The organism is Epilithonimonas zeae (assembly GCF_023278365.1).
In the GTDB taxonomy this organism is placed as follows: domain Bacteria; phylum Bacteroidota; class Bacteroidia; order Flavobacteriales; family Weeksellaceae; genus Epilithonimonas; species Epilithonimonas zeae_A.
This window is the reverse complement of the sequence record NZ_CP075338.1, coordinates 615,896-641,044: the sequence shown is the minus strand read 5'-3', so window position 1 is coordinate 641,044 and position 25,149 is coordinate 615,896. Positions and strand designations below refer to the sequence as shown.

The window sequence follows — 25,149 nt, the reverse complement described above, 5'->3', positions numbered from 1 at the left end:
AAATACCGATTATTTTATATTTAAATTATCAAAAATAGGTATCATCTTTCATTTTGGAACACTTTGATCACCTGTAATCCTGACTTTTACAGAAATTTTAGAAATCCATATGAGAAAACTACTGTTTATCCTGAATTGTATTCTTGCGCTTATGATTGGTGCCTATCCTTTGACCTATGTTTTTGTAGATCATAAAAATACTTTCTTACACACCAAAGCGCCAGAGCTTCTTGCTGATTTAGTTTGGAAAGCTGCATTTTTCCTGCATATTATTTTCGCTGGTCTTTCATTACTGATCGGATGGACGCAATTCGGCAGCAAATTCCGAAATAAACATTTGAAACTACATAGAATGTTGGGGAAAATCTACATTACCTCTGCATTGATAGGTTCTCTTTCAGGAATCTATCTGGGATTTTATGCCAATGAAGGTGCTGCCGCGGCATTGGGATTCATATCTCTAGGATTGGTCTGGTTTATAATGACGCTTACAGCTTTTTTAGCAATTAGAAAAGGAAATATAGTAGCCCACCAACAGCTTATGATATACAGTTATGCCTGTACTTTTGCTGCCGTTACTTTGAGACTATGGTATCCACTTTTAGTAAAAATAACCGATGATAATTCAATTTCATACATTACTGTTGCCTGGCTCTGTTGGATTCCCAATATTTTTGTGGCTTATTTTATTAATAAAAAGAATAAAATTGCGGGTGAATCTCTTTTATCAGACAGTTAAATTCTGTTAATACAATTAATTGTAATGAGATGCATTATCAACATTAATGATGTATTAATAGCTTCAAATAATTATCAATATCTTTTAACAAATAGTCCGAGTAGCATTCTATTAAGTTTACACGATAAGGCGACTAATTTTAAATTGCTAAAATTGTTCTTCAGGATGTCCTAATTTGAATAATTTAACTAAGCTAAAAGAAGGAAAATCAGATTCAAAAAAATCCATACATTACATCAACGTTGCCGAGAAATACAAAACAATGTCGAATAATAATTACAAAATCATCAAATATCTAATGCCTTGAAAACATTTCAACCATGGACTTCAGGGCATCTTCGTTATGCATGATTTCTCCATTTTGAAGGGATTCTTGAGCTATAACAGATGTTCTTGCTCTCATTTCTTCCTCGTAAGCAGCAATGGTCTCCAGCATATTTGTTTTAGCATCTGCAGTCAGCAATTGGCTCAATTTCAAAGCATCAAGCATAGCCATGTTAACGCCTTCGCCTGCAAAAGGCGGCATCACGTGAGCAGCGTCTCCTAAAACGGTCACATTATGATTAGCAACCCAATACTGATCCAATGGCACGCAATAGATCGGTCTTGGAATAAGCGGCGGTGTGGCAGCAGTAAATAATTGTTCCCAGATAGGATTCCACTGACTGTAAGCTAACTGAAACCACTGCAAGACCTCATTGTTGTTATAATGAAGAATTCCATTATGTCTTCTCCAATCCTCTGGTGCTCTAAAGCTGGCATAATATCCTATATCACCATTACTTTTCTGTCCCATCAAAAGATTTTGATTGTTGCCAAATGCCATAATTTTGCCCCCTTCCAAAAGTGTATTAATAACAGGTGCATTGCGGGAAGCATCCTCAATATGTCCTTCCAGCATTGTAATACCTGTATAGAAAGGTTTAATATCAGTGATATAGGAGCGAATTTTACTGTTAGCACCGTCTGCACCAATTACCAAATCAGCGTAAACTGAAGCAGAATCTTTAAAGTGAAGTAGCCAACCATTGTCCTGAGGTTCCATCGAGATAAAATGACTGTTCCACACGACAGTATTCGGCATTAGGGATTGAAGTAAAATGCTGCGAAGCACGCCGCGGTCAATCTCGGGACGAAAATATTTATTATTAAAATCGTCTTCTTTTTTATGGTGATGGTCGCTGTAGTGGATCTCTGAGTTTTGATCCATAATTTTTTCACGGTCTGCACCACGGAGAAAATTTTGTTGGAACGCCTCCATAAGACCAGCTTCTTTCAGTGCTGCCAGTCCCGAATCCTGATGCAGGTCTAATGGCGAACCCTTTACTCTGGCATTTTTATCATAATCTCTCTCATAAACCTGGACTTTAATATTCTTTTGTTGGAGAAGTCTTGCAAGTGTAAGACCTCCGGGACCCGCACCGATAATGACAACTTTCTTATTTTCTAATAGCATCTTGTTACTTTTTCCGGCAAAGCTATTTCTTATCGTAAACTAAAAATTGTAAAAATCGGCTATTTTCATTACGGCTGAGTTCCTTCGGTGATACGCCGGATAATTTTTTTACTTCTTTGATAAAATGGGATTGGTCTGTGTAGCTTAGCTGCGGATATAATTCACCCTCCCAGATGTGTCGCAATGAAGACTGAAAGCGCAGAATTCTGCAGTAGGTTTTTAATGAAACGCCTAAGAAACGATTGAAATATTGATTGATCTGTCGGGAACTCCAACCCAGCTTTTCTGCAATTTCTCCTACTTTAACTTCTCCATTTGCCATCCGTAATTCTGCAAAAAGAAGCTGTTTCCTCTGATCTACTTCATTAGGAATGAGAGAGGTGATGACGCGGGATGCTTTTAAACAGAAAACCTCGAAGTCAGAAAGATCCTCAGCTGTGAATCCCCAGAAATTATCAGGCATTTTCTTACCGCTGTTAAGCAGGTCAGCAACCTCAGTTCGAAGGATGTATTCAACCGCCAACGGTTCAAAACTGATAGAGAAGAATTTGGTAAACGTCTGCTTCGGTGTCATCTTCGGCTCAGTTTCCAGACCTAAAAGACTGATATGGAATTGCCCTTTATCATCAAGGGACAATACCAGGTCTATCTTACCGTTAGGAATAATAATGCCTTCTTCAATTGCCGCTATGTTATGGAAGGCCGAAAAACAGTAGACAAAATCAGAAATAGCTTGGTCGGCTTCTACCAAACGGAATTGTAGGTTATCGTCAGGTGAAGTCAAGGGTTATGATTTGATTTTTGATAGATCAATGCCTAGTTTAGCGAACTCAATCTCTCCTATTGCAGTGATTAAATAATTTTTCTCTTTAGGATCAGCTTTTTCAATCCATCCCTTGGCTATAAACCGTTCCAGTAAAAGTTCACCAAGCTTTCCACCGATATGTTCATAACATAGTTTAACTGGTTTTTTATTTTGTTTCTCACTCATTGTGTAATTAAAAATTTAAAAAGTTATTAATTTATTAGCCTAAGTTGTTAATCCAATTCCACAAGCCCTTCATTAAGTGCATATTTAATTAATCCTACGATAGACTTGGTTTTTGTTTTGATAAAGATATTTCTCCGATGTGCTTCTACAGTCCGTTCACTGATATACAGTGCTTCTCCAATCTGTTCGTTACTAAACTCTTTAGCAATTAGTCGAAGTACTTCCAGTTCCCTGGACGACAATACAGGCTTGTCTTCTTCAGCAGCATCTAAAAGCTCTTCGGGACTCATCAGATTATCCATTATGACGTGCTGGACACTGGCACTAAGGTAGCGACCGTTTTGATGAACCGCTCTAATAGCATCAACTACCTCTTGCATATTCGTCCTTTTTAGAATGTAGCCCGAAGCACCAGCCTTGATCATTTTTGAAATAACTGAAATATCTTCGTGCATGGTTAAAGCAATAACTTTGACTGCCGGGTAGAGTTCTCTGATCTTCTTGGTCATATCTATTCCCGATATTTCAGGCATATTGATATCCATTAGAATAATATCAACCTGCTGCTCCTCTAAAATTTTGATTGCTTCATCCATTGATGCTGCACCAGAGACTACTTTGATCCATAATTCATCTTCAAGAAGTACTTTGAGTCCCTCGATCATCAATTGATGATCGTCCACTATCAAAACCTTTATTGTGTGATCTGCCATACGTGTTATTCAATGTTTATGGGAATCATTATACTAATAATTGTTCCTCTGTTTATTTTTGAATCAATATGCATACTACCGTTTAAGTTTTCTATCCACGATCTGATATGTGCCAGCCCAAAACTTGCTTCGTCTTCAAGTTTTTCAACATCGAATCCTCTTCCATTGTCTTCAGAGATCAGCGTAATCTGATGGGAGTCCTTGGCAACCTGAACAAATAATTCAGATGCATCCGCATGTTTGATAGTATTATTCACTATTTCCTGAATGGTACGGTAGAGGATATTCTCTATCAGATCATCTAAATGCTGCTGCAGACCAAAGGTATCAAAACTCATTTTAATCTTACCGCTTTGGTTAACCTTATCTGCGATATTTTTTAAAGCACCTTTGATGCCTTGTTCTGATAATAGTGATGGAGCCAGATTGTGGGAAATATTTCTTACCTCATCGAATGCCTCATTAATACTTTCCATTAGAGCTGCAATAAGTTCACTTTTTTTGATTTCATTAATATCGTTGCGTTTCTGTAAAACACTGGCATTAAGACCTGCTAAAGATAACAGATACCCGAGACTGTCGTGCAACTCACGTCCAATTCTTTTTCTTTCTCTGATCTCAGCTTCAAGTGCCGCGTTGGATTTTCGCCTGTTCAACTCGATGATGGTTTCCTGAAGTTTTACTTTCTGCTTATTCTGATGGTTACGGTATAGAAAATAGAGCCCTCCAAAAATAATCATAAATACCAAAGACATCAGTAGCAGTATAATATTTTTATTACTGATAGCGAGCTCTTTCTTTTCCAGCTCTAGTGTCTGAAGCTGATTGAGCTGGTTGAGATAATCTACTTCCACATCATAGATCTGATTAACAATCGAGCTATTAGTCATCTCTTCCTTCAGTTTCGTATGCGCTTCGAAATACTTCAGGCTCTCTTTGTAATCTTTCCTACTCTCATAAATACTAGCTAAAAGCTGAAGAGCATCTGCTTTTAGAGACTGGCTGTTATTTTGTTCAGATACCGCCATAACTTCATCAGCTAATAGTTTGGCTTTAGCAGTATTATTTTCAGATAACGCAAGTCTGGCCAGCCCCACTTTGGAGACGGCAAGAAGATGAACAAGGCCTGCGTTTTTTGCTATTACAACACTCTTTGAATAGGCATTATAAGCTTTGCTTTTTTCATTCAGTGATAAATAAGTATTGCCCATAATCTGATAAGATACACAAGTTCCGTATAGGTTATGAGCTTTCTCAGATAATAGTATTGATTGCCGAAGGTTTTTCATTCCTCTATTGGTATCCTTTTTAGAAAAATTGCATATCGCTATATTATTGAGGATGGTAGCGGTAAGGATGCTATCATTATTGATCGTGCTTGAGTTGAGGGCTTTTTTAAAATAACCCAACGCTTTATCGTAATGATTAAGATTAAGGTATGTTAATCCAATATTGTTAAGTGTTCCTGTTTTTTTTTCTTTGTGTCCAGACAAATCATAATTTTGAAGAGCCTTTACAAAATACATATATGCGGCTCTATAGTTCCCAAATTCATTATAAATGGTACCTAGATTGTTATTTAGATTGCCGATTTCATAATAGAAATTTAACTTCTCTGCAAACGATAATGCTTTTTTGTAATATGTGATCGCTTCTGAATACTGTGTTTCAAATGCATAAGACGAACCGATGTATTTCAGACATATAACCTTAGCCTCAACATTTTCTTTAGAAATTTGTTTTAGAATCTGTGAAGCGCTTCGGCGAGCTAATGATGGGTTCTCATAAACGAGCTTATGTATCTCATTAAATTGACTGTCGTAATTTTCTTGATGGTCATTTGATTTATTATTCTTATACTCACAGGATAGACATAGAATCAGCAGTAGTATAATTTTGCTGAGAGATATAAGCTTGCGGATACTGGGTAAAGTAAGAATATAGGACCGTTTCATATGTTCAGCATTTCAAATGCATCATACAAATATGGCGTTAAATCCTGAAAATTGGTGTTTTTTTTAAGGCTTCAGGATAAAATTAAGTACCAGTACTTAGCTGACCTACTGAAATTTAGCAACTATCACGAATTGTTTTAATGTTAGTAATAGAGTTAATTTGTAATCATTAACCACATATCATTATTGTTATGAAGAAAATTTTTACTTTGCTTTCAGTCCTTCCTGCTTATCTTTTCTATGGAGGTCTGGCATCTGCTCAGCAGACGATTTATACAGAAAGCTTTTCTTATCCTGCTGGTGGTCTGCCGCCTGGTTGGGAAATCAAAGCAGAACAACCACCGGGCTGGTCTATCAATAATTCGCAGATATCAGGCGGAACAGCCCCCGAACTTTATATGACCTACGGGATGCAGGTCGGTTTGAGCCGATTGGTTTCGCCGGTGATCAATACCGCAGGACATAAGCGACTGGCTTTATCTTACAATCAATATCTAATTAATTTCCTTGGCGATGCAGGGGAAACTATTGGAGCGGATGTGACATTTGACGGTGGCCAAACCTGGCAAACACTTTGGGAAAAACCTTTAGGGACACTTAACATTCCACAGGATCGTTTCACTTACTTTATCACAGTTCCTGAAAATGCAACACAAATACAATATGCCTTCCGTTACGATGGCAGTAACTTTTTTATCAATGGATGGGCAGTTGATGATGTAAGAATTGACGCTGTACCTGACAAAGATCTTTTGGTAAGTCAAATCAGTGGTAACACTTCTGTGAATGCCGGACAATCTGCTATGCTTATGGTTGAGGTTACCAACGGCGGACAATTAACACAGAGTAATTACAATATCAAATTGAAATCAAGTAGCGGTACAGAACTGGCATCCGTTGCAGGAGATCCCATTAGTTTCGGAGAAAAATCACAGAAGATCCTGACTTGGACACCACAGGAAAGCGATATGCCTCAACAATCGGTTTATGCCTTGGTAGAACTTTCAGGCGATGAAAATACAACTAACGACCAATCCCGAGATCTGGCAGTACATATTATGAAAGATGGAACCAAAAACGTACAGATCGGCTCTGGATCTTTTACACTGCAGCATTCCATCCCATTTAATTTTTTCAATTTTTATAGTTTAGGGCAGAGTATGTATACTTCGCAACAGATTGGAACAAATAACGCTAAAATTACCGGATTGCAATATACTTGTCAGTTTGATGAAGACAATAATGACATTCCGATTCAGATATTTTTGGCTGAGACTGATCAGGAAGATTTGTCTTCAGAATGGTTAACACCGTCATCTTTTACTAAAGTTTTTGATGGTAAAATGAATTTTAAGAAAGGTTTCAACCAGCTTTATATACCGCTTCAGAATTCTTTCAATTATTCAGGAAAAAATCTTGTAGTTTATACCAATAAAAGTCATCCACAAATGGTGCTATGGTCAACATTTATTGGTACCTTTTCCGAAGAGCCTATTTACTCCCGAAGCAGAGACGGTGACGAACAGCCTTTTGATGCTTTGAACCCACCAGAAGGTTTCCCTGTTCTTTATGTTCCCAACCTGACTTTATTTTTTGAAGATGGTACAATGTCAGTCATTGATGACGTCTCTAAATCAGCGCTTGTACAGGTCTACCCTAATCCTGTGACTGACATCCTGAAAATAAAAACGCAACCGAACAGCAGGCTAATGAATATAAGTCTTATTAATTCTGCAGGACAAATTGTACTAAATCAAGATATGACTGACAGCAGAACAGAATTGAATGTGAGTTCTCTTCCATCAGGTTATTATATTGCACAGATCGAAACCTCTTCAGGAATTGTAAGTAAAAAAATCCTAATCAACCACTAATCAGATCAATACAAAATTAAACCAGACATCTTATTGCTGTCTGGTTTTTTTGTGTTCTTACTACCAGATATTATCCACTAAATTGTAGTTTATTAATTATGATTTTTTAATCTTATGACACTTATTCAATTTCTTAGTCAAAGTATTGAAATGGTTATAACTCAGTATTGACAGATGGATGTACTAATTTAGCTTCCAGTTAAAGTTAAGCATAAAACCTTAATTTTAACCTATGAAAGGAGAGCGAAAAATCTACGATCCTGCTTTTAAAACCAAAGCTGTTGAGCTAAGCAAAGAACGAACTAATGTGTCAGAACTCGCAAGGGAGCTGGGAATCGCAGTCACGCTGCTTTACAAATGGCGTAAGGAGTACGAAGAATTTGGAGAAAGAAGTTTTCCAGGGAATGGAAAACTGAAACTGACACCCGAACAGGAAAAGATTCATGAGCTGGAAAAAAAGTTGAAGGATGCAGAATTAGAACGAGATATATTAAAAAAAGCAATCGGCATCTTCTCCAAGAGCGGTCGCTGAAATATAAATTCATAAAAAATAATGAATCTATTTTCCCGATTGAAAAGATGTGCAATGTTTTAAAACTATGTTCCAGTGGTTATTACAAATGGAAAAACAGGCCTTGCAGCAAGAAATTGCTTTTGAAGGAAAAAATAAAACAGCAAATCACTTCAATATATTTTTCATCAAAACAGCGCTATGGCAGCCCTAGGATTACGTCTGAGCTAAATTCCTTGGGTTACAAAATATCCCGAGTCACAGTGGCTAAATATATGAAAGAGCTTGGACTGCGAAGTAAACTGAGCAAGAAATTTAAAGTGACTACAAACTCTAAACACAATTATTTGGTGGTAGAAAATGTGCTGGACAGGAATTTTATAGCCGAAAAACCTGCGCAAGTTTGGGTTTCTGATATTACCTACATTCAAACCAAAGAAGGATTTTTGTACTTGACAACAGTGATTGATTTGTATGATCGGAAAATCATTGGATGGAGTTTAAGCAACGGAATGAGCACCGAAGAGACAAGTCTTTCTGCCTGGAAAATGGCTGTCAAAAACAGAAAAATAGGGGAAAGTCTAATTTTTCATAGCGACAGAGGCGTTCAATATGCAAGCAGAAAATTTGCAAATACTCTGGAATTTTATGGAGTTACAAGAAGCATGAGCCGGAGAGGAAATTGTTGGGATAACGCTGTGGCAGAGAGCTTTTTCAAATCTTTGAAAACAGAACTGATTTATGGAAACAAGCTTATTACAAAAGAAAAAATGGAGCTGGAAATATTTGAATATATTGAAATATGGTACAACAAAAAAAGACGCCACAGTGCCTTGAATTATCAAACTATTGAAGAGTTTAACAATCAAAACAAAATTTATCAAAATGTAGCTTAACTTATACTGGAAATTTTGTTTGCATATCCAAGATATTACTTAACTATATCCTTTTGTTCATCTAATATATTTTTAAATTTATGAAAACCCTCATTTTTAATCTGATAAGCCTAGTTGCTATACTGATTTTTTCATAAAAACCAGACTTGTTTTGCCTTTCTGCTTACAGGAAAAAATTATGTAGTTTTATTTACGGCTATCCAGCCCTCTTACTGATAAGAAGTAGACGCTCTAACAGCCAGAAGTCACGTTGTAAAGAATTGGTTGAAGATTAAAATGAATGATAAGCTTTTTAGATTTCATAAGAGTAAAATATTTATATTCTGCTAAAATTTAAAGCATAAGATGCTTCTATCACGTCAATTGTCAACACAGATGTCAACACTATAAGTTTACTGCAGATTGATTTAAAGAATAAATTTACCTAAAACAATTAAATTGTATTAGATGAAATTTACTCTTAAATCTATTGTTGTTTTGATGACAACAGCAATATATACAAGCGCCGCATCTCAAAGCACTGCGCTCAAAAAACAAAATGGTTATCTGGCTTCCAAAACTAGTGGCAGTATTTCTTTGTTATCGCGATGGGATTCTTTTAAATTAAATAGAAATAAAACCTTTAAAGATCCTCAGCAAAGAATGTTGTACCAAATGGGGATAAATATCTCAGAGCCTAAAAATTTATCTAACAAGTATGACTTCTACGGCGGAGAAGCCTATAAAGGTAATAACGTACCCTATGCATCTATCACAGATGGAGAAGGAAACACTTACATCACAGGAGGTAGTTCTAATGAAAACCAGGTTTCAGGTGATTTTTTTACCATCAAAGTTGGACGAGACGGACAAACTTTATGGGAGAAACGTGAACAGGCCGCCCAGTATGCTGTAGAATATGGAATGCACATAGCATTTGACAATTCAGGGAAGATTATTGTATCCGGCGTTAAATGGAACGGCAACGATATGGATATTCGGGTTCTTAAATATGACACTGACGGATCCAAGCTATGGGATACAACGTTTGACAACAATGCTGAAGGACTTGAGATCCCTAACAGTATCACAACCGACAGTAGTGGTAATATTTATATCACAGGAATAGCTTGGTCTGGAAATTCGGTGAATTATCTTACCCTAAAATACAATAGCAATGGTGTTGAACAATGGCATCGTTCAGAAAATCCGGCAGGCGGAGAAACCTGGAACGAAGCAACGGCTTTAGCTGTTGATAATAATGATAATGTTTTAGTTACTGGTTACAGTCCTAATACGGACGGCTGGCTCAATTATCACACGATTAAATATAACTCAGAAGGAGCAAAACTTTGGGAACAAACATATAATTACGAAAGTACTGATCCTGAAAATATCGCTGATGTAACCAATTCAGTGCCTCAGGCCATAACTACTGATAATGATGGCAATATCTATGTTACTGGAACTTTCGATACCTATCTTAACCGCATAGGAACTATCAAGTACAATGCTCAGGGGCAGCAGCAATGGATTAAAACTTATAAAAGCGAAGAAGATGGAACATTCGGATGGAATGTTGCATTTAAAAATAATAAACTATATGTAGCTGGAAGTCATTCAGGTGGTTTTGCAGATGATGGAACTGTTTTATTATCTTATAATACCGATGGTACTGAGAATTGGGCAAAAGAGACATCAGATCTTATTACGAACTCTACTGCTTCATTAAATTTTGATACACAAGGTAATATTATAGCTTCTTCCAATGGTATGACGCCTGGTGCAGAAGAATGGGAACAGGATGTTGCAGCATGTGCTTACAAATATTCTCCGGAAGGTGATCTTCTAGGTCAGTCCGCTTTTGTAATTTCTACATCTACAGGACTAGCAAGTATGGGGCAAATGGCAGGAGTAGGTACAGATAACGATGATAATATTTATTTCTCAGTCAATTCATATTATACCGAAAAAGGATCTGTTTTTGAAACTGTTAAATCAAAATTTGGTAATACCAGTCCGTCCACGGAATGGAATGCCGTTTTTTCAAACAAAGGAACGACAGAGGCGACGATGCTTAATTCTTTCAACGACAAAAATGGCAACACATTTTCCACCGGATCTTACTACAGCTATTCTGACAATATGCTGAATAACAATTATTTCCTTGTAAAACATAATGCAGAAGGTTCTGTAGCCTGGAAAAATGTCTTCAATTCAGAAAACGGCAATCCTGCAGATGGAATTATTGCAAGAGCAGACGCTAACGGAAACACTTATGTATGTTTGCTGCCTGGTTTTGAGCAATTCCCGCCGGCTTTAAAAGTAATGAAATTCTCTCCGGATGGCACGCAACTTTGGTCACAGAATATTGAGCTGTATAATCCTCAGGTCTATGTTATGGAACCTCAGGCAGACGGATCAGTTTATCTTGGCGGTACTGCTAAAGAAACTGAAAACGGCGAAACGTCATTCTTAGGAATCAAATTGTCTTCAAACGGTTCTCAGGAATGGAAAACGTATATGCCCGGACTGAATGGTAATACAATTTACAGAATTAGCGATGGAAAAGTTGATTCTAACCAACGTTTGATCCTTACTGGTGCACACGGCACTGGTAATTTTATGTCTCAAAATATCAATCTGACAGCGGTTCAGTTCAATGCTGATGGATCTCCAGGTTGGATCACACCCGTAGCAGTTGATGGTTTATCTTCATCCGGAACCAATCTTTATATCAGTGATGATAACAGCATTTACATCAATGGTTATACAACAGATAACGAAACATTTTTTGAGGACATTATCACCGCAAAAATAAGTCCTGCAGGAAATATACTTTGGAGCAAAACCTTTGGTGAAACCGACAAAAATGAACGATCTTATACCATTAAACCTTTCAGTAACGGTGATATTGCAGTTGTCGGCTACAGCCTTGCTATCAATGGCGATATCAATAATGAACTGGTAAAATATAGCCCAACAGGAGAACAGATCTGGAATGTCAAATCAGAAAACATGCGTTATTATAATGATTTTTACATAGACGCTTCCGATGTAAGTTATATTATGAATCAGACCCTTATCGACCCATTCCCGCATAAAATCTTTAGTCAGCCCTTCCCTATCGCTTCTTTGCTTAAAATTGATAAAAATGGGATGAATAAGGGTGAAACTTTTTTTACAGGGCCTGAATATGCTGAGTTTTTTGGAGAAAGATTGATACCACATTCCGATGGCAGGCTTTTGCTTGCAGGCAGCGTAAGCAACCAGTCTTTTTATAAAGGACTTTATTTTTTCGAAACAGAGCACGACGCAGTACTTGGTCTTTCGGATGGATTAATCCCTTCCACAACACAGGATACGTTAGGACAAAATTATCCTAATCCAGCGTCAAACAGCACAACAATACCATTCAATCTAATTAATGGCGGCAAGGTTATCATCAAATTGTATAGTACACAAGGCAGTTTGATTAAGGAAATATCGAATGGTGTTTATTCTAAAGGCAGTAACAGAATAACATTTAACACCAATGATTTACCAACAGGAATATATTTCTACCAGATAGAATCATCCGGAATCAAACAAGTTAAGAAAATGATTATTAAGTAATTTGCATCAAAGAAATTAGTATAGCTCTGGGTAATTATCCAGAGCTATTTTTTGTTTATGCAGTATAAAAATCTAAATTTGAATATTATGCTGAATATAAACAAAATAAAGTACTTAACACAATTTTTTGTTATGCTGCTTTTTATCTTATCCTGCAATGATAAAGATAAAGAAGCTGCTGTAAAAAATACCCTGTCAGAAGAAAATACATCCTCAACCCTGACGAAATTAGGTGATGAGCAATGGCGAATAGGCAATTATCAGGAAGCTCTCAACTATTTTACCAAAGCTTATAAAAAAGTAAAAGCATCCGGAGATGAAAAGGAAACAGCTACGCTGCTTAATAATCTTGGACTGATACATTGGCGGCTTGAAAATAATACAGCAGCAATGGAATGTTACACAGAATCTGCAGCGCTGGCCGAAAAATACGATATGAAAAGACTCCTGGGTCTTACCCATACAAACCGTGCACTGATCCTGAAAGAGCAACGAAATTTTGAAGACGCATTTGCCCAGAATAATGAAGCTATAAAGATCTTTAAGGAAATCGCCGAACCGCGTGATTTGGCAATTGCTTATAATAATCAGGGACAGATTTATCGGTATTCAAAACAATATAATGAAGCTTTAAAATTTTATCTACTATCCTTAGAAGAGTGTAAAAAAATAAATTACACCGAAGGGATCGCGACAGCTTACCAAAACCTAAGCACAGTATATGCTAAACAAGGCAATAAAGATAAAGCCATTGATGCCGCTCAAAAATGCCTTAAACTCAGTTATAAAGTAAAAAGTAAAGTACGCATCAGTGAAGGACTTTATGAACTTTCCCATAATTATGATCTCTTTAATATGCAGGACTCGGCATTGTATTATTTCAAGAAACATTATGAAGTAGAGAAAAGTATTATGGAAGCCAATCAAAGTAAAATATTGTCGCAGTTTCAGGCCAATTTGGGAATAGAAGTCAAAAATCTTCGCATCCAGAACCTTCAGAACGAGAAGAAAATCGCCAATAACCGCTTTATGTTTACTGCATTCTGTGTATTGATTGTTTTACTTATTTCTGCGTTCTTTATTTACCGCTACCTTTCCGTTATAAAATTCAGAAAAAAGCAACTGGAATTGGAACTTGAAAATTCGAAACAAATTATTCAGGTAAAAGAAGACAATCTTAAAACTTACATCATAGACCTTGCACATAAAAATAATATCATCAGCAAGCTGCAGGAGCCCGATAAAGAAACCAAGGATATTGACTATGATGTAAGTGAGTTGTTGGAGCAGAAAATCTTAACAGATGACGGTTGGGATAAATTTAAAAAACGTTTCTCCGAAATATATCCTGATTTTTTCAGCAATATCAGGAAAAGCGAGATTGCTATAACTGAAGCTGAAATACGAATATTAGTATTGATGACATTAAAACTCAACGGGAATGAAATGGCTAATACTCTGGGCATTTCTCCGCAGAGCGTAAGAGCTTGCAAGATGCGGCTTAAAAAGAAATTGCAAACTCATGATTTTGATTCTGTGGAAACATATCTACAGTATATTTTCAAATAATTTAAATAATTGCTAAAAGTATATTTAACAAGTTGTATCAATATTCTTGAGAATAATTAAAATTTTTCTTTTAAAAAAACTTATGTTCCTCTCTTTTATCATTGATCCTTCTGTATATAGTAATGAATAGGCTTTAAAGTTGGAATACGGATTGTAGTGGTAGGATTCAAATCAAACCACCAAAATATTTCATTATGGAAGATAAAATGAACAGAAGAGAAGCCATTGATAAATTGGCTCAGATTATTACAGCAGAAGATCATAATCATCTGGAAGATCCTACAACAAAACATCCAAAACCGCCATTCAGTAAACAGTTCCAGCCTTTTCCGGGTCTGGCAGGCAAGATGGAACCTGTACCGGATCATGGGGAAACAAGCTATATTGGCTCTGGCAGATTGAAAGGAAGGAAAGCATTAGTTACCGGAGGGGATTCGGGAATAGGCAGAGCCGCTGCTATTGCTTTTGCAAGAGAAGGCGCTGATGTAGCTATAAATTATCTTCCAGAAGAGGAAGAGGATGCCAAAGAAGTGATTGAACTGATTGAAAAAGAAGGCCGCACTGCCGCTGCTATTCCTGGGGATATCAGAGATGAAACGTTTTGTCAGAAGTTGGTTTCTGAAGCGGTTTCAAGATTGGGAGGTATAGACATTCTGGTTAATAATGCAGGACATCAAAAAAGTAATGAATCCATCCTTGATATATCGACCGAGGCATTTGACAGAACAATGAAAACTAATATTTATGCGCCCTTCTGGATTACAAAAGCAGCTCTACCCCATTTAAAACCGGGCTCCAGCATCATTGGTTTATCTTCTGTACAGGCTTATGATCCTTCGGCGGATTTATATGATTATGCACAGACAAAAGCAGCTACAACCAGTTATGTAAAGTCATTAGCTAAACAATTGGGACCGAAAGGCATCAGGGTGAATGGTGTGGCTCCAGGACCTGTTTGGACTGCTTTGGAAGTCAGCGGAGGACAAACGCAGGAAAATCTGGTCAAGTTTGGAGAAGACACGCCTTTGGGAAGACCAGGACAGCCTGCTGAATTGGCATCTATTTTTGTTCAGCTGGCAGATAATAACGGAAGCTTTGCAACCGGGCAGATTTATGGTTCTGCAGGTGGCAGTGGACAGCCGTAATTTGTCGTTAAGATATATTGAGGCCACATTATTGATGTGGTCTTTTTTTAACAAGATGCCAACCAAGTCAATACTACATGTTATTTTCAATATTCACCGCAGATATTGACGAAACAAAATAAATTCGTTGCGGAGGTAACAAAAACGGTCTTTTAAATGTCTTACTTTTGAAATATGCCAAACCCTATGAAAAAAGACTACTTAATCCTATTATTGTTGGTACTGATTAAATTTTTTCTTCAGTATTCATTAATAAACACTGAATACGAATTGCATAGGGACGAATATCTGCATCTTAATCAAGGCAATCATTTGGCCTGGGGCTTTTTATCTGTACCGCCGGTCAATTCCTGGCTTTCCTGGGTAATTCAAATGCTTGGTGCTTCTTTATTCTGGGTAAAATTCTTTCCGGCACTATTCGGCGCACTTACAATAGTGGTTGTATGGAAGATAGTGGAAACCTTGAATGGGAATCTATTCGCCAAAATATTGGCAGCAACAGGCGTATTGCTTTCCGTTCTGCTGCGTTTGAATATGCTATTCCAGCCAACTTCTCTGGAAGTATTGCTGTGGACATTGCTATACTATGTTTTGATTCGATATTTTAGATCTGAACAGGTTAAATGGCTTTATGTGGCAGCAGTTATTTTTGGAATAGGCTTTTTGAATAAGTATAATATTGTATTTTCCGTTCTGGGTCTGATACCTGCTCTTTTAATAACCCAACATTGGAAAATTTTCCTTAATAAGCATCTGTATTTTTCTGCATTATTAGCTTTGATGATAATGTTACCTAATCTGATTTGGCAGTTTAATCATAATTTTCCTGTAGTTGATCATATGGGTGAATTAGCAGAAAGGCAATTGGTTCATGTAAGCCGCCTTAACTTCCTTAAGTCGCAGCTTCTTTTCTTTATTGGAGTACTGTTTGTGTGGCTGATCGGTTGCTATGCCCTGTTATTTTATAAACCTTTCGAGGAAATTAGATTTTTGTTCTGGGCTTATGTTTTTACGATAGTTCTGTTTGTAATTTTTAAGGCGAAGGATTATTATGCGATCGGTCTTTATCCCACTTTTATTGCTATTGGTGCAACATATCTTGGTATTTTGTTTGAGAAGAGCCGTATAAAGTGGATTCTGAAGGTTACAAGCTTGGGTATTCCTGTACTGCTGTTTTTACCATTGTACAATCTTGCTTTTCCAAACAAAACCCCAAAATATATAGTAGAGCATCCTGACAATTACAAGCGTTGGGGATTATTGCGTTGGGAGGATGGGAAGGATCATTCGCTACCACAGGACTTCGCTGATATGCAGGGCTGGAAGGAATTGGCTCAGAAAACTGATCTGGAATATCTTAAAGCTTCAAGATATGGGAAGACGTTGGTGCTTTGCGATAATTATGGTCAGGCAGGTGCCATCAATTATTATTCAAAGCAGGGCATAAAGGCCGTTTCGTTTAATGCCGACTACCTTTACTGGTTTGATCTGATTGAAAAATATACCAATCTGATCCGTATCAAGGAATATTCTGAGCCTGATGAACTGATTGAAACAGGTCCATATTTTAAAAAAGCTGAATTAGTGGATTCTATTGTAAATCCGTACGCAAGAGAAAGAGGAACAATGATATTTAGTTTTATGGGGGCAAAAATAGATATCAGAGACCGTCTCAAGGCTGAGATTGATGATGCTAGATAAACTTTTTCAATCATTGACATTAATTTAATTATTTTTAAGAATGTTGCTGAATCATAAATGAATTAAAGGCTAATACATATCTTTGCTTTCATTATGAACAGCTCAGAAAATCCATTAAACCACAGCTTTAGCGCTGAACTTATTATTGGGGCTTTAGGTGCCTCTCCTGCTCCCACGGCCATTTATTCCGGTGAAGATATTGTGATACGGTTTGCTAATGAGGGGATGCTTGCGCTTTGGGGCAAAGATGCCTCCGTTATAGGCAAGCCCTTGATGGATGCCATTCCAGAATTGGAAGGTCAGCCTTTTTTTGGTTTATTACAGCAAGTCTGGCGTACTGGCAAAAGTTTTTCAATTTCAGATGCGCCTGCTAGATTAATTAAGAATGGTAAGGAAACGCTGGATTATTTTGATTATGAGTATAAAGCCCTGTTGGATGCTGATAATAAAACCTGGTGTATCTTGAATACTGCATTGAATGTAACGGCTCGCCGTGACTTCCTGCAGCAGATCAAAGAGAAAGAGGAACGGGAAAAAGTTTTTAATGAAGAACTGGCTGCTACATTGGAGGAATTGACTTCTACCAATGAAGAACTCGGCAGTTCTCTGAGCCAGCTGGCGCAAAGCAGAGAATATATCCGTACTATTATTGAACAGGCTCCTGTTGGCATCGCTATGTTGAAAGGACCTGACCATATCATAGAAATCGCTAATCCTAGGATTCTGAACATATGGGGGCGTGAAGAATCAGAAGTTATAGGTCTTCCACACGAACTGGCACGTCCTGAATTGATTGGACAACCTGTAAACCAATGGCTTAAAAAAGTCTACAAAAGTGGAAAACCTCAGGTCAATAAAGAATTTTTGGTTAAACTTCGTCATCAGGAAGGTCTCAGGGAGGCCATTGTTAATTCTATCTATCAGCCTATTTTTTCTGGTGATGGCAGTATTTCCGGGGTTTTGGTGATACTTGAAGAAATCACAGAACAGGTTTTGGCGCGGAGAAAAAATGAGAATGACCAGCAGATGTTGGCTTTGGCTATTGATGCTGGTGAACTGGCTACTTTTTATTACCAACCTGCCACCAACTTATTTTCAGGGAATCCGCTTCTGAAAAAATGGTTTGGTTTATCTTTAGATGAAAAACTGGATTTGTCTCTCGCATTGTCAGTGATTGTACCGGAAGACCGTGAGCGCGTGGTTGAAGCGATTTCGTCTGCACTTAGTAAAGAATCTGACGGTCATTATTATATTGAATATCGGATCCAAAACAATACAGATAAAAAGCCAAGGCTGCTTCAGGCCAATGGCAGGGTTTTTTATGATCAGCAAGGCAATCCTTTGAGCCTGAATGGTACACTGAGGGATATTACAGAACAGAAAAAAGAGGAACAAAGAAAAGACGATTTTATGGGAATGGTAAGTCATGAACTTAAGACACCTATCACGTCACTTAAGATTTATCTTCAGGTTTTACAACGGGAAGCGGCAAAAACAGAAAACATTTTTCAACAAAATATGCTTGAGAAATCTCTGAAGCAGGTGGATAATATGACCGGTATGATTAACGGTTTCCTTAATGTTTCAAGACTAGACTCCGGGCAGTTACATCTGGAAAAAAAATTCTTTGATTTTCAGTATTTGTTCTCTGAAATTGAGGACGAGTTACAGTCAACCATAACAACACATCATTTCGATTTTAAGCCATCGGAATCTATTTTGTTATGTGCAGACCGAGAAAAGATATCGCAGGTTCTTCATAACCTGATTGGCAATGCAATTAAATATTCTCCTAACGACAGTGTCATCACCATAGCCTATGAGCCTGCTGGGAATAACAGTTTAAAGGTCCTTGTTGAGGATTGCGGCAAAGGTATCTCTGCAGATGATCAACAACGGATCTTTGAGCGATATTACAGAGTCAAGGACAGCAACAGTGGTTCAATAGCAGGTTTTGGTATTGGACTTTATCTTTGTAAAGAAATTGTTGAACTTCACAATGGCAGTATAGAAGTCCAAAGTAAACCAGGAAGTGGCACTATGTTTAGCTTCTATTTACCTCTTGGAAAAAAATTTGATTAAACTATTTCTGAAAGGCAAAGTATTTGGTAATTGGTTTCTGGGAAGGTCTCGAGACTTTTCAATTTTACACTACAATAATCATAATAATCAATGGCCAACAACCGCAAATCAATTTACAGTGCACTGGCTGCCAATCTTTTAATTGCATTAACCAAATTTATTGCAGGAGGATTCACCAACAGTGCTTCGATGATATCTGAGGGGATCCATTCAACAGTAGATACCACTAACCAGTTGCTGCTTTTGTACGGTTTAAAGAGGAGCAACAAAGCTCCAGATGAAGCTCATCCTTTTGGCTATGGGAAAGAGCTTTACTTTTGGTCTTTTGTTGTTTCAATTCTGATTTTTGCGTTGGGCGGCGCCTTATCTATATATCAGGGAATTAAACATATTATAGAACCTGAAATAGTGAAGAATCCTTTCTGGAATTACATTGTTTTAATACTTTCATTGATCTTCGAAGGTTCTTCTTTGTTTATAGCTGTGCGAGAATTTAACAAGACACGCCAAGGTCTGAGATGGTGGGATGCCATTATTAAAAGCAAAGATCCTAGCAGTTTCCTTGTTGTTTTTGAAGATGGTGCGGCTGTGGCAGGCTTGCTGGTGGTGATGTTGCTTATGGGAATGAGCCATTGCCTTCAGGTTCCCGAATTGGATGGATTAGCCTCGGTCATTGTAGGACTGATATTGGTTTTTGTCTCTCTTATCTTGGCACGGGAAAGCAGAAGCTTACTAATGGGAGAAGGCATTGCACCTGAAACGAAAGATAGAATTGCTAAATTGGCGGAAAGTGATCCTGCTGTAGTTAGAACAAAAACAATCTTGTCAACCTATCAATCTCCTGAAGAAGTAATTTTAATGCTGATTGTAGACTTTGAAGATCATCTTGACACAGAAGAAATTACAGATGCCATACAGCGCATCCGTTCAACTATAAAAAAGGAATTTCGATTAGTACGCTTTGTGATTATTCAGCCAGAATAAACTTCCTTAATACGACTATTATTATGTTTTTTAAAACATCACCAATGCCAATTTTATTTTTGTATAAACACATTTAAAAGCCTTCCTAAAATAGATTTGCACACAATTTGATAAAAAGGAATTTATACCAAAAATAAAATATTATGCAATTTATAGATTTTACAAAAGACGCCTTCAGAAGACCTGATAATACCAATAAGTTTTTGCTGGATATTCCAAGGGATGAAGTTGGATTTGCTGAAATTGACATTCACAAAAAGACAGACAATGACAGCTATGAAGAAGCAGATTACGAAGTAATAGACGATTTGGACAAAATCACAATAATAATGAGAAACCCAGCAGATATAAGGGTCAAATATAGTTAATACCAAAATCTTATAGAATTACAAAAAGAAACACCTTGATTATAAGGTGTTTTCTTCTTAAAAAATTCAATAAAATTTAGATTATGATAGTGAAATAATATACTTACTTGTTACTTAATAACAATCTTTGTTACGAATTCGGATTTAGAATCATCGGATAAAACTTTTAAGAAATAAGTTCCAGCTGTAACATTGGTTACAATTTTATTATTTGAAAATTTATCCTTTTTAACAATTCTACCAGTCATATCGGATACTTCAAAAGAGCCGAACTTTATTTTTGTTACAAATATTTCTCCTTTAGATGGATTTGGATATATTTTTGCGATTTCATTTTTTTCAGATACAGAAAGGGTTTCCTCTGGAAGATTTACTTTATAAAGTTCTGTGCCAATAGTATCTGTACTTGAGATTCTAACAACAACATAAAGTTTGTCATTATATGCAACTAAGCTGGAACCCAATGCTATGGACGCCAACATTTTAGTTCCGCTATCTGTTCCATCTGTTTCCCAAATCTGTTTTACATTACTTGCACTTGTGGCAAAAAAGTAAAGCTTGTCTTTAACTACCACAAATTTTTCAGGAAAAGAACCTGATGTTCCAGGAATGATATCCTTTAGCATTATGGTACCTTGCTCTGTTCCATCTGTAACCCAAGGTTCTATTCCACTTGTTAAACCATCAGAAGCAGAAAAATAAACTTTACCCTTGTACTCTGTAAAGTTGTTGGGGTTAGATCCTGCTGTGCCATTAGAAATATTGATATCCTTCAAAATGACTGTTCCTGCCTCTGTTCCATCTGTAATCCAAGGCTCTCCTCCATTTCCTCCGTTGGCATTAAAGAGGGTTTTACCCAAAGCTGGACTATACATCAGATACTGTGGGTAAGAAGATGTATTGGGGTTTACATTTTTAACTAGAGCTGTTGATGTACCGTCAAATCCATAAAGTTGAGTCAAAAGAGGATTTGCTGCACTTGTCACTTGGGCATTAGCCAAAATTTTGTTAGGACCAAGACCAATATTAAGAACATTAAGGTTATCATCCGCAATCACTGCCTGACCTGAATTGTTCAGATAAAAAAGTCTTTGTGTGGTGGGCGTTACGCTTGCATTGGTAGCTTTGAAATATAATGTATTACCTAAATTTGTAAGATTTGAACTAAATTTTGCTGTAGAGGAAACGAGCTGCACACCATTGGTCTCATCATACGACATCAATACTCCGGAAGCAGTGGTTCCATTGATAACCATACTTCCGCTGAAATATAATTTATTATTAAATGAATACAATGCATTTGGTGAAGAAGAAGAACTGCCAGGAACGATATCCGAAACCAATTTTGTGCCCGCTTCGGTTCCATCACTTTCCCATAGTTCAGCACCGATGGACGCGCCATCTACAGTAGAACTCGCAGAAAAATAAAGTTTGCCATTATAAATAGCAAAGTTGGAAGGTGTTGAATTCTGTACACCAGGAAGAATGTCCTTTACCAAAGTAAATGTGGTTTGCGCAGACATCAATCCGCATAATAAAAAAGCAAAAAAGTTAATTTTTCTCATATTAGAAATTGTTAGTTAAATTTTATAATTATTCTCAGTTATAAAGCTGTCACTTATTCAAAAATTCGAACCTTATTTTGTCCAACTAAAGTATAAAGAGCAGCACTAAAACAGAAATATTACACTGTCGTAATTATAAAAACTTCCTCAATTTCGATACAAAAAAAAATCAAAACAAAACATTAATAATCAATCATTTAAAAAAAACATTCACTTCTTGATTATTCTTATAAACTTTAAGTTCAATTTCATATTAATATTCCAGTTTTTATATGTTTATATTACAAATTGATCTATTTTCTTATGAGTTGAATAATAGATCTTCGTTTATCATAAAATAATTACCGTTCTTTGATTTTACAATATCCATACTTAAAAAAACTACCGAAAATGAAAATAAAAGCATAATTTTAACCACTAATTTATATTTTGGTGTCAAAGTCCGTTTTCCTTCTTTGTATGTTTTTTTTCATTTTTATCTTTGGTAAGCCCATTGATCCTGAAAAAAAACAACTGTTTCAAAAGGCAACTTATGATTTGACACTAAAACCGGATAAGACTTTGGAAACACTAGATTATCTGGAAAAAAACTTCGCTCTGGATACGGACGAGAAAGAAAAAACTGATTATCTCAGAATCAAATCACTTTTTTTTCAAAATAATCTGAATGAAGCTTTGAAAAAAATCGCGAGTGATGATGAAAATCTTTCGCCTGGCATTCTCATTCTCAAAAGAAATATTTTAAACTATCTGAGTATAAAAACTCCTTTTGCTAAAAAAAATGAAAACAACAGTGATATTAATTCTTCACAGCAAACAAATGAGCTAATTGACAAAATCGAGCAAAATAAAATTAGAAATCTATCGGTCTCACTCTCTGATATATTAAAAAAAGCGACAACTTGTAATTTGCTTATTGCAAGAGAAAATCTTCTCAGCTTATTTACAATAGCAGGCTCAAAAGATTTCAAGTCATCGGAAAATTTTTTAAAGGAAATTCAAAAACTCTACAATTACGATATAGAATTTCAGATTATCTATGGTAAATTTCTCATTGATAATAACCGTCAGGAAGAAGCAAAGATTCTTATAGATTCGCTACCAGAAGATTCGTTGGAACAATCTACCAATATCAATCTTAAATATGAATATTACGATCTGTTAGCCTCCTATTACTCCAAAACACCTTCCAATATTGGTTACAAAGAGAACAGCGATAAAAGCGAATCCATTTTAAAACTTATAGATCAGGCAAAATTTTCTGCAAAGAACAAGTGGTTCAATATTATTGAGAACAATTATAAGGATGAAGAAAAATCTTTGTTGGAGAGCAGAAAAAGAATATTGATTTATATTACTGTTGCTGGATTAATTATCATTACACTATTATTAATAAGATTTTTTCAAGTATCGACTCAGATAAAAGAGTATCGAAGCTTCATAAACAAAATCAATGCTTTAAAGGAAAGAAAGGTACCACAACCACAATCGATCCCGGAAAAAACGGAAAACATTTTATTGGAAAAACTTCAAAATTTTGAAAAATCTGAGGATTGTATCGATCCCAACATGTCATTGCAAAATCTTGCTAAAAAACTGGAAACCAATACTAAATACCTGTCAGAAACAATTAATACACACAAGCAAAAAAATTTCAATGCTTATATTAATGAATTGAGAATCAATTACATCATCAATAAACTAAAAGAAAAACCAATCTATAGAAGCTATAAAATCAAATATCTGGCAGAGGAAAGTGGTTTTTCCACGCACAGTGCGTTTGCTGCAGTTTTCAAATCGGTTACAGGAATGTCACCAGCGAGCTACATCCAATTGTTAAAAGAGAAAGAAGAATGAAAAAATTTATTCTAATTACGATGTTGTTTTTTGGATTCTTCGGAATTGCCAATGAGCCAGCTGTGGATGTAATTCTGACTAAAGCACAAAAGCTGATGCTGCAAAACCCTATGGAAGCTTTTCGTCTTGCAAAAACAGCGTTTGATAAAAAAAATCTAAGTCACGAGCAAAAACTCCAGTCATTATTTATATTGACAAACACGTCCAATATGTTGCAAAAGCCGCTAGATGTCATAAAATATGGCAATAAAGCTTTGGATATTGCTGATAACAACGGTGACGCGATTACCAAAGTCAAAATATTAGGTATCCTTGGAAATACATATCAGTCTTTGCAACTTAATGAAAAAACCCGAGTTTACCTGGATCAGGCTGAGGCTCTACTATCTTCACCCACAATTTCGGATACGCTTAGTATGGTGAAAGGAAATATTTTCTATCTCAAGGCAATGAACTATTTCTATAGTCTTGACAGTGGAATCGCTATATCTTATTTCAACAAAGCAATCAATCAGTATCTCCAATCCAAAAATCCTTTAGCAGAGATCAACATCAAAATGGCTTATCTGAACAAAGGATTTTCCTTGATTCAACAAAAGCAGACCAAGTTGGCACTGGAAAATCTCAATCTGGCGAGTATCAATATGATGGAGTCTTCTAGCCGTTATCCTCCACAATTTGTAGAGTTACAACAGTCATTTATCGAACTTGGAAAGGCCAAAATTCTGGCTTTGGAAAATAAACCTGATTTATCAAACGTGATTCTTTTTGAAATTCTGAAGCAAAGAAAAAATCAGGCAGCCAGAGACGATATAGAAAATGACATTTATGCACTACTGTCCAAAAATTTTCTACAGCAAAAGGACATTAAAAATCATCACTATTACGAATCTATTTATAAAAAACGTGTTGCAGAAAGCAATCTAGCTTCGGCAAAATTAGTTAATCAATTAATTCTTCAGGAGGCAGCAAACAGTGCTTTAGAAAAACAGTCAATTAATAAAACCTATGTATCATTAATTATATTTATTGCAACTTTTTTTACAATCATAATCGTACTTATGCTCATTAAAACAGTCAGAAAAGAGCAAATACGAAGGGTTTTAAGAAAAGAGGTTGCTAAAAATATATAATATTGATATTCAAATA

At 36.3% G+C, this 25,149-nt stretch carries 18 protein-coding genes; 12 read left to right on the top strand and 6 right to left on the bottom strand.

Features of this window, described 5'->3' with window-relative positions; translation table 11 throughout:
- Positions 1-109 precede the first annotated feature (109 nt).
- Positions 110-739 (top strand): DUF2306 domain-containing protein, encoded by a 630-nt coding sequence (locus KI430_RS02625; protein WP_248876733.1) that lies wholly within the window; start codon positions 110-112, stop codon positions 737-739.
- A 295-nt stretch (positions 740-1,034) separates the two neighbouring features.
- Here the strand turns inward: KI430_RS02625 and KI430_RS02620 are convergent, their stop codons facing one another.
- Genes KI430_RS02620 through KI430_RS02600 form a run of 5 tightly spaced genes read right to left on the bottom strand, consistent with a single transcriptional unit; the run spans position 1,035 to position 5,854 of the window.
- Complete coding sequence (locus KI430_RS02620; protein ID WP_248876732.1) at positions 1,035-2,195, bottom strand: FAD-dependent oxidoreductase; 1,161 nt, start codon at positions 2,193-2,195, stop codon at positions 1,035-1,037.
- A 22-nt stretch (positions 2,196-2,217) separates the two neighbouring features.
- A complete protein-coding gene (locus KI430_RS02615) occupies positions 2,218-2,946 on the bottom strand; it encodes a helix-turn-helix domain-containing protein (RefSeq protein ID WP_248876731.1) in 729 nt (242 codons plus the stop codon).
- Positions 2,947-2,982: 36 nt separating this feature from the next.
- Complete coding sequence (locus KI430_RS02610) at positions 2,983-3,186, bottom strand: ArsR family transcriptional regulator (RefSeq protein ID WP_248876730.1); 204 nt, start codon at positions 3,184-3,186, stop codon at positions 2,983-2,985.
- 47 nt (positions 3,187-3,233) lie between these two features.
- Complete coding sequence (locus KI430_RS02605) at positions 3,234-3,899, bottom strand: response regulator transcription factor (RefSeq protein WP_248876729.1); 666 nt, start codon at positions 3,897-3,899, stop codon at positions 3,234-3,236.
- A gap of 5 nt (positions 3,900-3,904) precedes the next feature.
- Positions 3,905-5,854, bottom strand: a complete 1,950-nt coding sequence (locus KI430_RS02600) for a sensor histidine kinase (RefSeq protein ID WP_248876728.1) — start codon at positions 5,852-5,854, stop codon at positions 3,905-3,907.
- A gap of 191 nt (positions 5,855-6,045) precedes the next feature.
- Between KI430_RS02600 and KI430_RS02595 the strand changes: the two genes are divergently transcribed.
- The 9 genes from KI430_RS02595 to KI430_RS02555 all read left to right on the top strand — a co-directional run bounded on the left by KI430_RS02595 (position 6,046) and on the right by KI430_RS02555 (position 20,578).
- The gene (locus tag KI430_RS02595; protein ID WP_248876727.1) at positions 6,046-7,728 is read left to right on the top strand and encodes a T9SS type A sorting domain-containing protein; all 1,683 of its coding nucleotides are present in this window, start codon (positions 6,046-6,048) and stop codon (positions 7,726-7,728) included.
- Between the two features lie 232 nt (positions 7,729-7,960).
- A protein-coding gene (locus KI430_RS02590) for an IS3 family transposase (RefSeq protein ID WP_248874265.1) occupies positions 7,961-9,135 on the top strand; the annotation gives its coding sequence in 2 pieces (ribosomal slippage) (positions 7,961-8,219 and positions 8,219-9,135; 1,176 coding nt in all).
- Positions 9,136-9,582: 447 nt separating this feature from the next.
- Positions 9,583-12,729, top strand: coding sequence for a T9SS type A sorting domain-containing protein (locus KI430_RS02585; protein WP_248876726.1), 3,147 nt, complete (start codon positions 9,583-9,585; stop codon positions 12,727-12,729).
- A gap of 87 nt (positions 12,730-12,816) precedes the next feature.
- Positions 12,817-14,298: a tetratricopeptide repeat protein gene (locus KI430_RS02580; protein ID WP_248876725.1), complete on the top strand. Its 1,482-nt coding sequence runs from the start codon at positions 12,817-12,819 to the stop codon at positions 14,296-14,298.
- A 194-nt stretch (positions 14,299-14,492) separates the two neighbouring features.
- The gene (locus tag KI430_RS02575; RefSeq protein ID WP_317231441.1) at positions 14,493-15,443 is read left to right on the top strand and encodes an SDR family oxidoreductase; all 951 of its coding nucleotides are present in this window, start codon (positions 14,493-14,495) and stop codon (positions 15,441-15,443) included.
- A gap of 186 nt (positions 15,444-15,629) precedes the next feature.
- On the top strand, positions 15,630-17,144 hold the full coding sequence (locus KI430_RS02570; protein WP_248876724.1) for a glycosyltransferase family 39 protein: 1,515 nt from the start codon (positions 15,630-15,632) through the stop codon (positions 17,142-17,144).
- Positions 17,145-17,237: 93 nt separating this feature from the next.
- The gene (locus KI430_RS02565) at positions 17,238-19,226 is read left to right on the top strand and encodes an ATP-binding protein (RefSeq protein WP_248876723.1); all 1,989 of its coding nucleotides are present in this window, start codon (positions 17,238-17,240) and stop codon (positions 19,224-19,226) included.
- A 90-nt stretch (positions 19,227-19,316) separates the two neighbouring features.
- A complete protein-coding gene (locus KI430_RS02560) occupies positions 19,317-20,210 on the top strand; it encodes a cation diffusion facilitator family transporter (protein ID WP_248876722.1) in 894 nt (297 codons plus the stop codon).
- 143 nt (positions 20,211-20,353) lie between these two features.
- Positions 20,354-20,578 carry a hypothetical protein gene (locus KI430_RS02555; RefSeq protein WP_248876721.1) on the top strand — a complete coding sequence of 75 codons (225 nt, stop codon included), beginning with the start codon at positions 20,354-20,356 and terminating at the stop codon, positions 20,576-20,578.
- Between the two features lie 110 nt (positions 20,579-20,688).
- Here the strand turns inward: KI430_RS02555 and KI430_RS02550 are convergent, their stop codons facing one another.
- Positions 20,689-22,143, bottom strand: a complete 1,455-nt coding sequence (locus KI430_RS02550) for a T9SS type A sorting domain-containing protein (RefSeq protein ID WP_248876720.1) — start codon at positions 22,141-22,143, stop codon at positions 20,689-20,691.
- Positions 22,144-22,704: 561 nt separating this feature from the next.
- On the opposite strand from KI430_RS02550, the gene KI430_RS02545 reads away from it, so the two are divergent.
- Positions 22,705-24,000 carry a helix-turn-helix domain-containing protein gene (locus KI430_RS02545; protein WP_248876719.1) on the top strand — a complete coding sequence of 432 codons (1,296 nt, stop codon included), beginning with the start codon at positions 22,705-22,707 and terminating at the stop codon, positions 23,998-24,000.
- Positions 23,997-25,133 carry a hypothetical protein gene (locus tag KI430_RS02540; protein ID WP_248876718.1) on the top strand — a complete coding sequence of 379 codons (1,137 nt, stop codon included), beginning with the start codon at positions 23,997-23,999 and terminating at the stop codon, positions 25,131-25,133. Before KI430_RS02545 ends, KI430_RS02540 begins: the two co-directional genes overlap by 4 nt.
- The last annotated feature ends 16 nt before the right edge of the window (positions 25,134-25,149 follow it).

Excerpts from the sequence above, each read along its gene's own strand:
- KI430_RS02625 (WP_248876733.1), top strand. The coding sequence starts at position 110 with ATGAGAAAACTACTGTTTATCCTGAATTGTATTCTTGCGCTTATGATT.
- KI430_RS02620 (WP_248876732.1), bottom strand. The coding sequence starts at position 2,195 with ATGCTATTAGAAAATAAGAAAGTTGTCATTATCGGTGCGGGTCCCGGA.
- KI430_RS02610 (WP_248876730.1), bottom strand. The coding sequence starts at position 3,186 with ATGAGTGAGAAACAAAATAAAAAACCAGTTAAACTATGTTATGAACAT.
- KI430_RS02605 (WP_248876729.1), bottom strand. The coding sequence starts at position 3,899 with ATGGCAGATCACACAATAAAGGTTTTGATAGTGGACGATCATCAATTG.
- KI430_RS02600 (WP_248876728.1), bottom strand. The coding sequence starts at position 5,854 with ATGAAACGGTCCTATATTCTTACTTTACCCAGTATCCGCAAGCTTATA.
- KI430_RS02595 (WP_248876727.1), top strand. The coding sequence starts at position 6,046 with ATGAAGAAAATTTTTACTTTGCTTTCAGTCCTTCCTGCTTATCTTTTC.
- KI430_RS02585 (WP_248876726.1), top strand. The coding sequence starts at position 9,583 with ATGAAATTTACTCTTAAATCTATTGTTGTTTTGATGACAACAGCAATA.
- KI430_RS02580 (WP_248876725.1), top strand. The coding sequence starts at position 12,817 with ATGCTGAATATAAACAAAATAAAGTACTTAACACAATTTTTTGTTATG.
- KI430_RS02575 (WP_317231441.1), top strand. The coding sequence starts at position 14,493 with ATGGAAGATAAAATGAACAGAAGAGAAGCCATTGATAAATTGGCTCAG.
- KI430_RS02570 (WP_248876724.1), top strand. The coding sequence starts at position 15,630 with ATGAAAAAAGACTACTTAATCCTATTATTGTTGGTACTGATTAAATTT.
- KI430_RS02565 (WP_248876723.1), top strand. The coding sequence starts at position 17,238 with ATGAACAGCTCAGAAAATCCATTAAACCACAGCTTTAGCGCTGAACTT.
- KI430_RS02560 (WP_248876722.1), top strand. The coding sequence starts at position 19,317 with ATGGCCAACAACCGCAAATCAATTTACAGTGCACTGGCTGCCAATCTT.
- KI430_RS02555 (WP_248876721.1), top strand. The coding sequence starts at position 20,354 with ATGCAATTTATAGATTTTACAAAAGACGCCTTCAGAAGACCTGATAAT.
- KI430_RS02550 (WP_248876720.1), bottom strand. The coding sequence starts at position 22,143 with ATGAGAAAAATTAACTTTTTTGCTTTTTTATTATGCGGATTGATGTCT.
- KI430_RS02540 (WP_248876718.1), top strand. The coding sequence starts at position 23,997 with ATGAAAAAATTTATTCTAATTACGATGTTGTTTTTTGGATTCTTCGGA.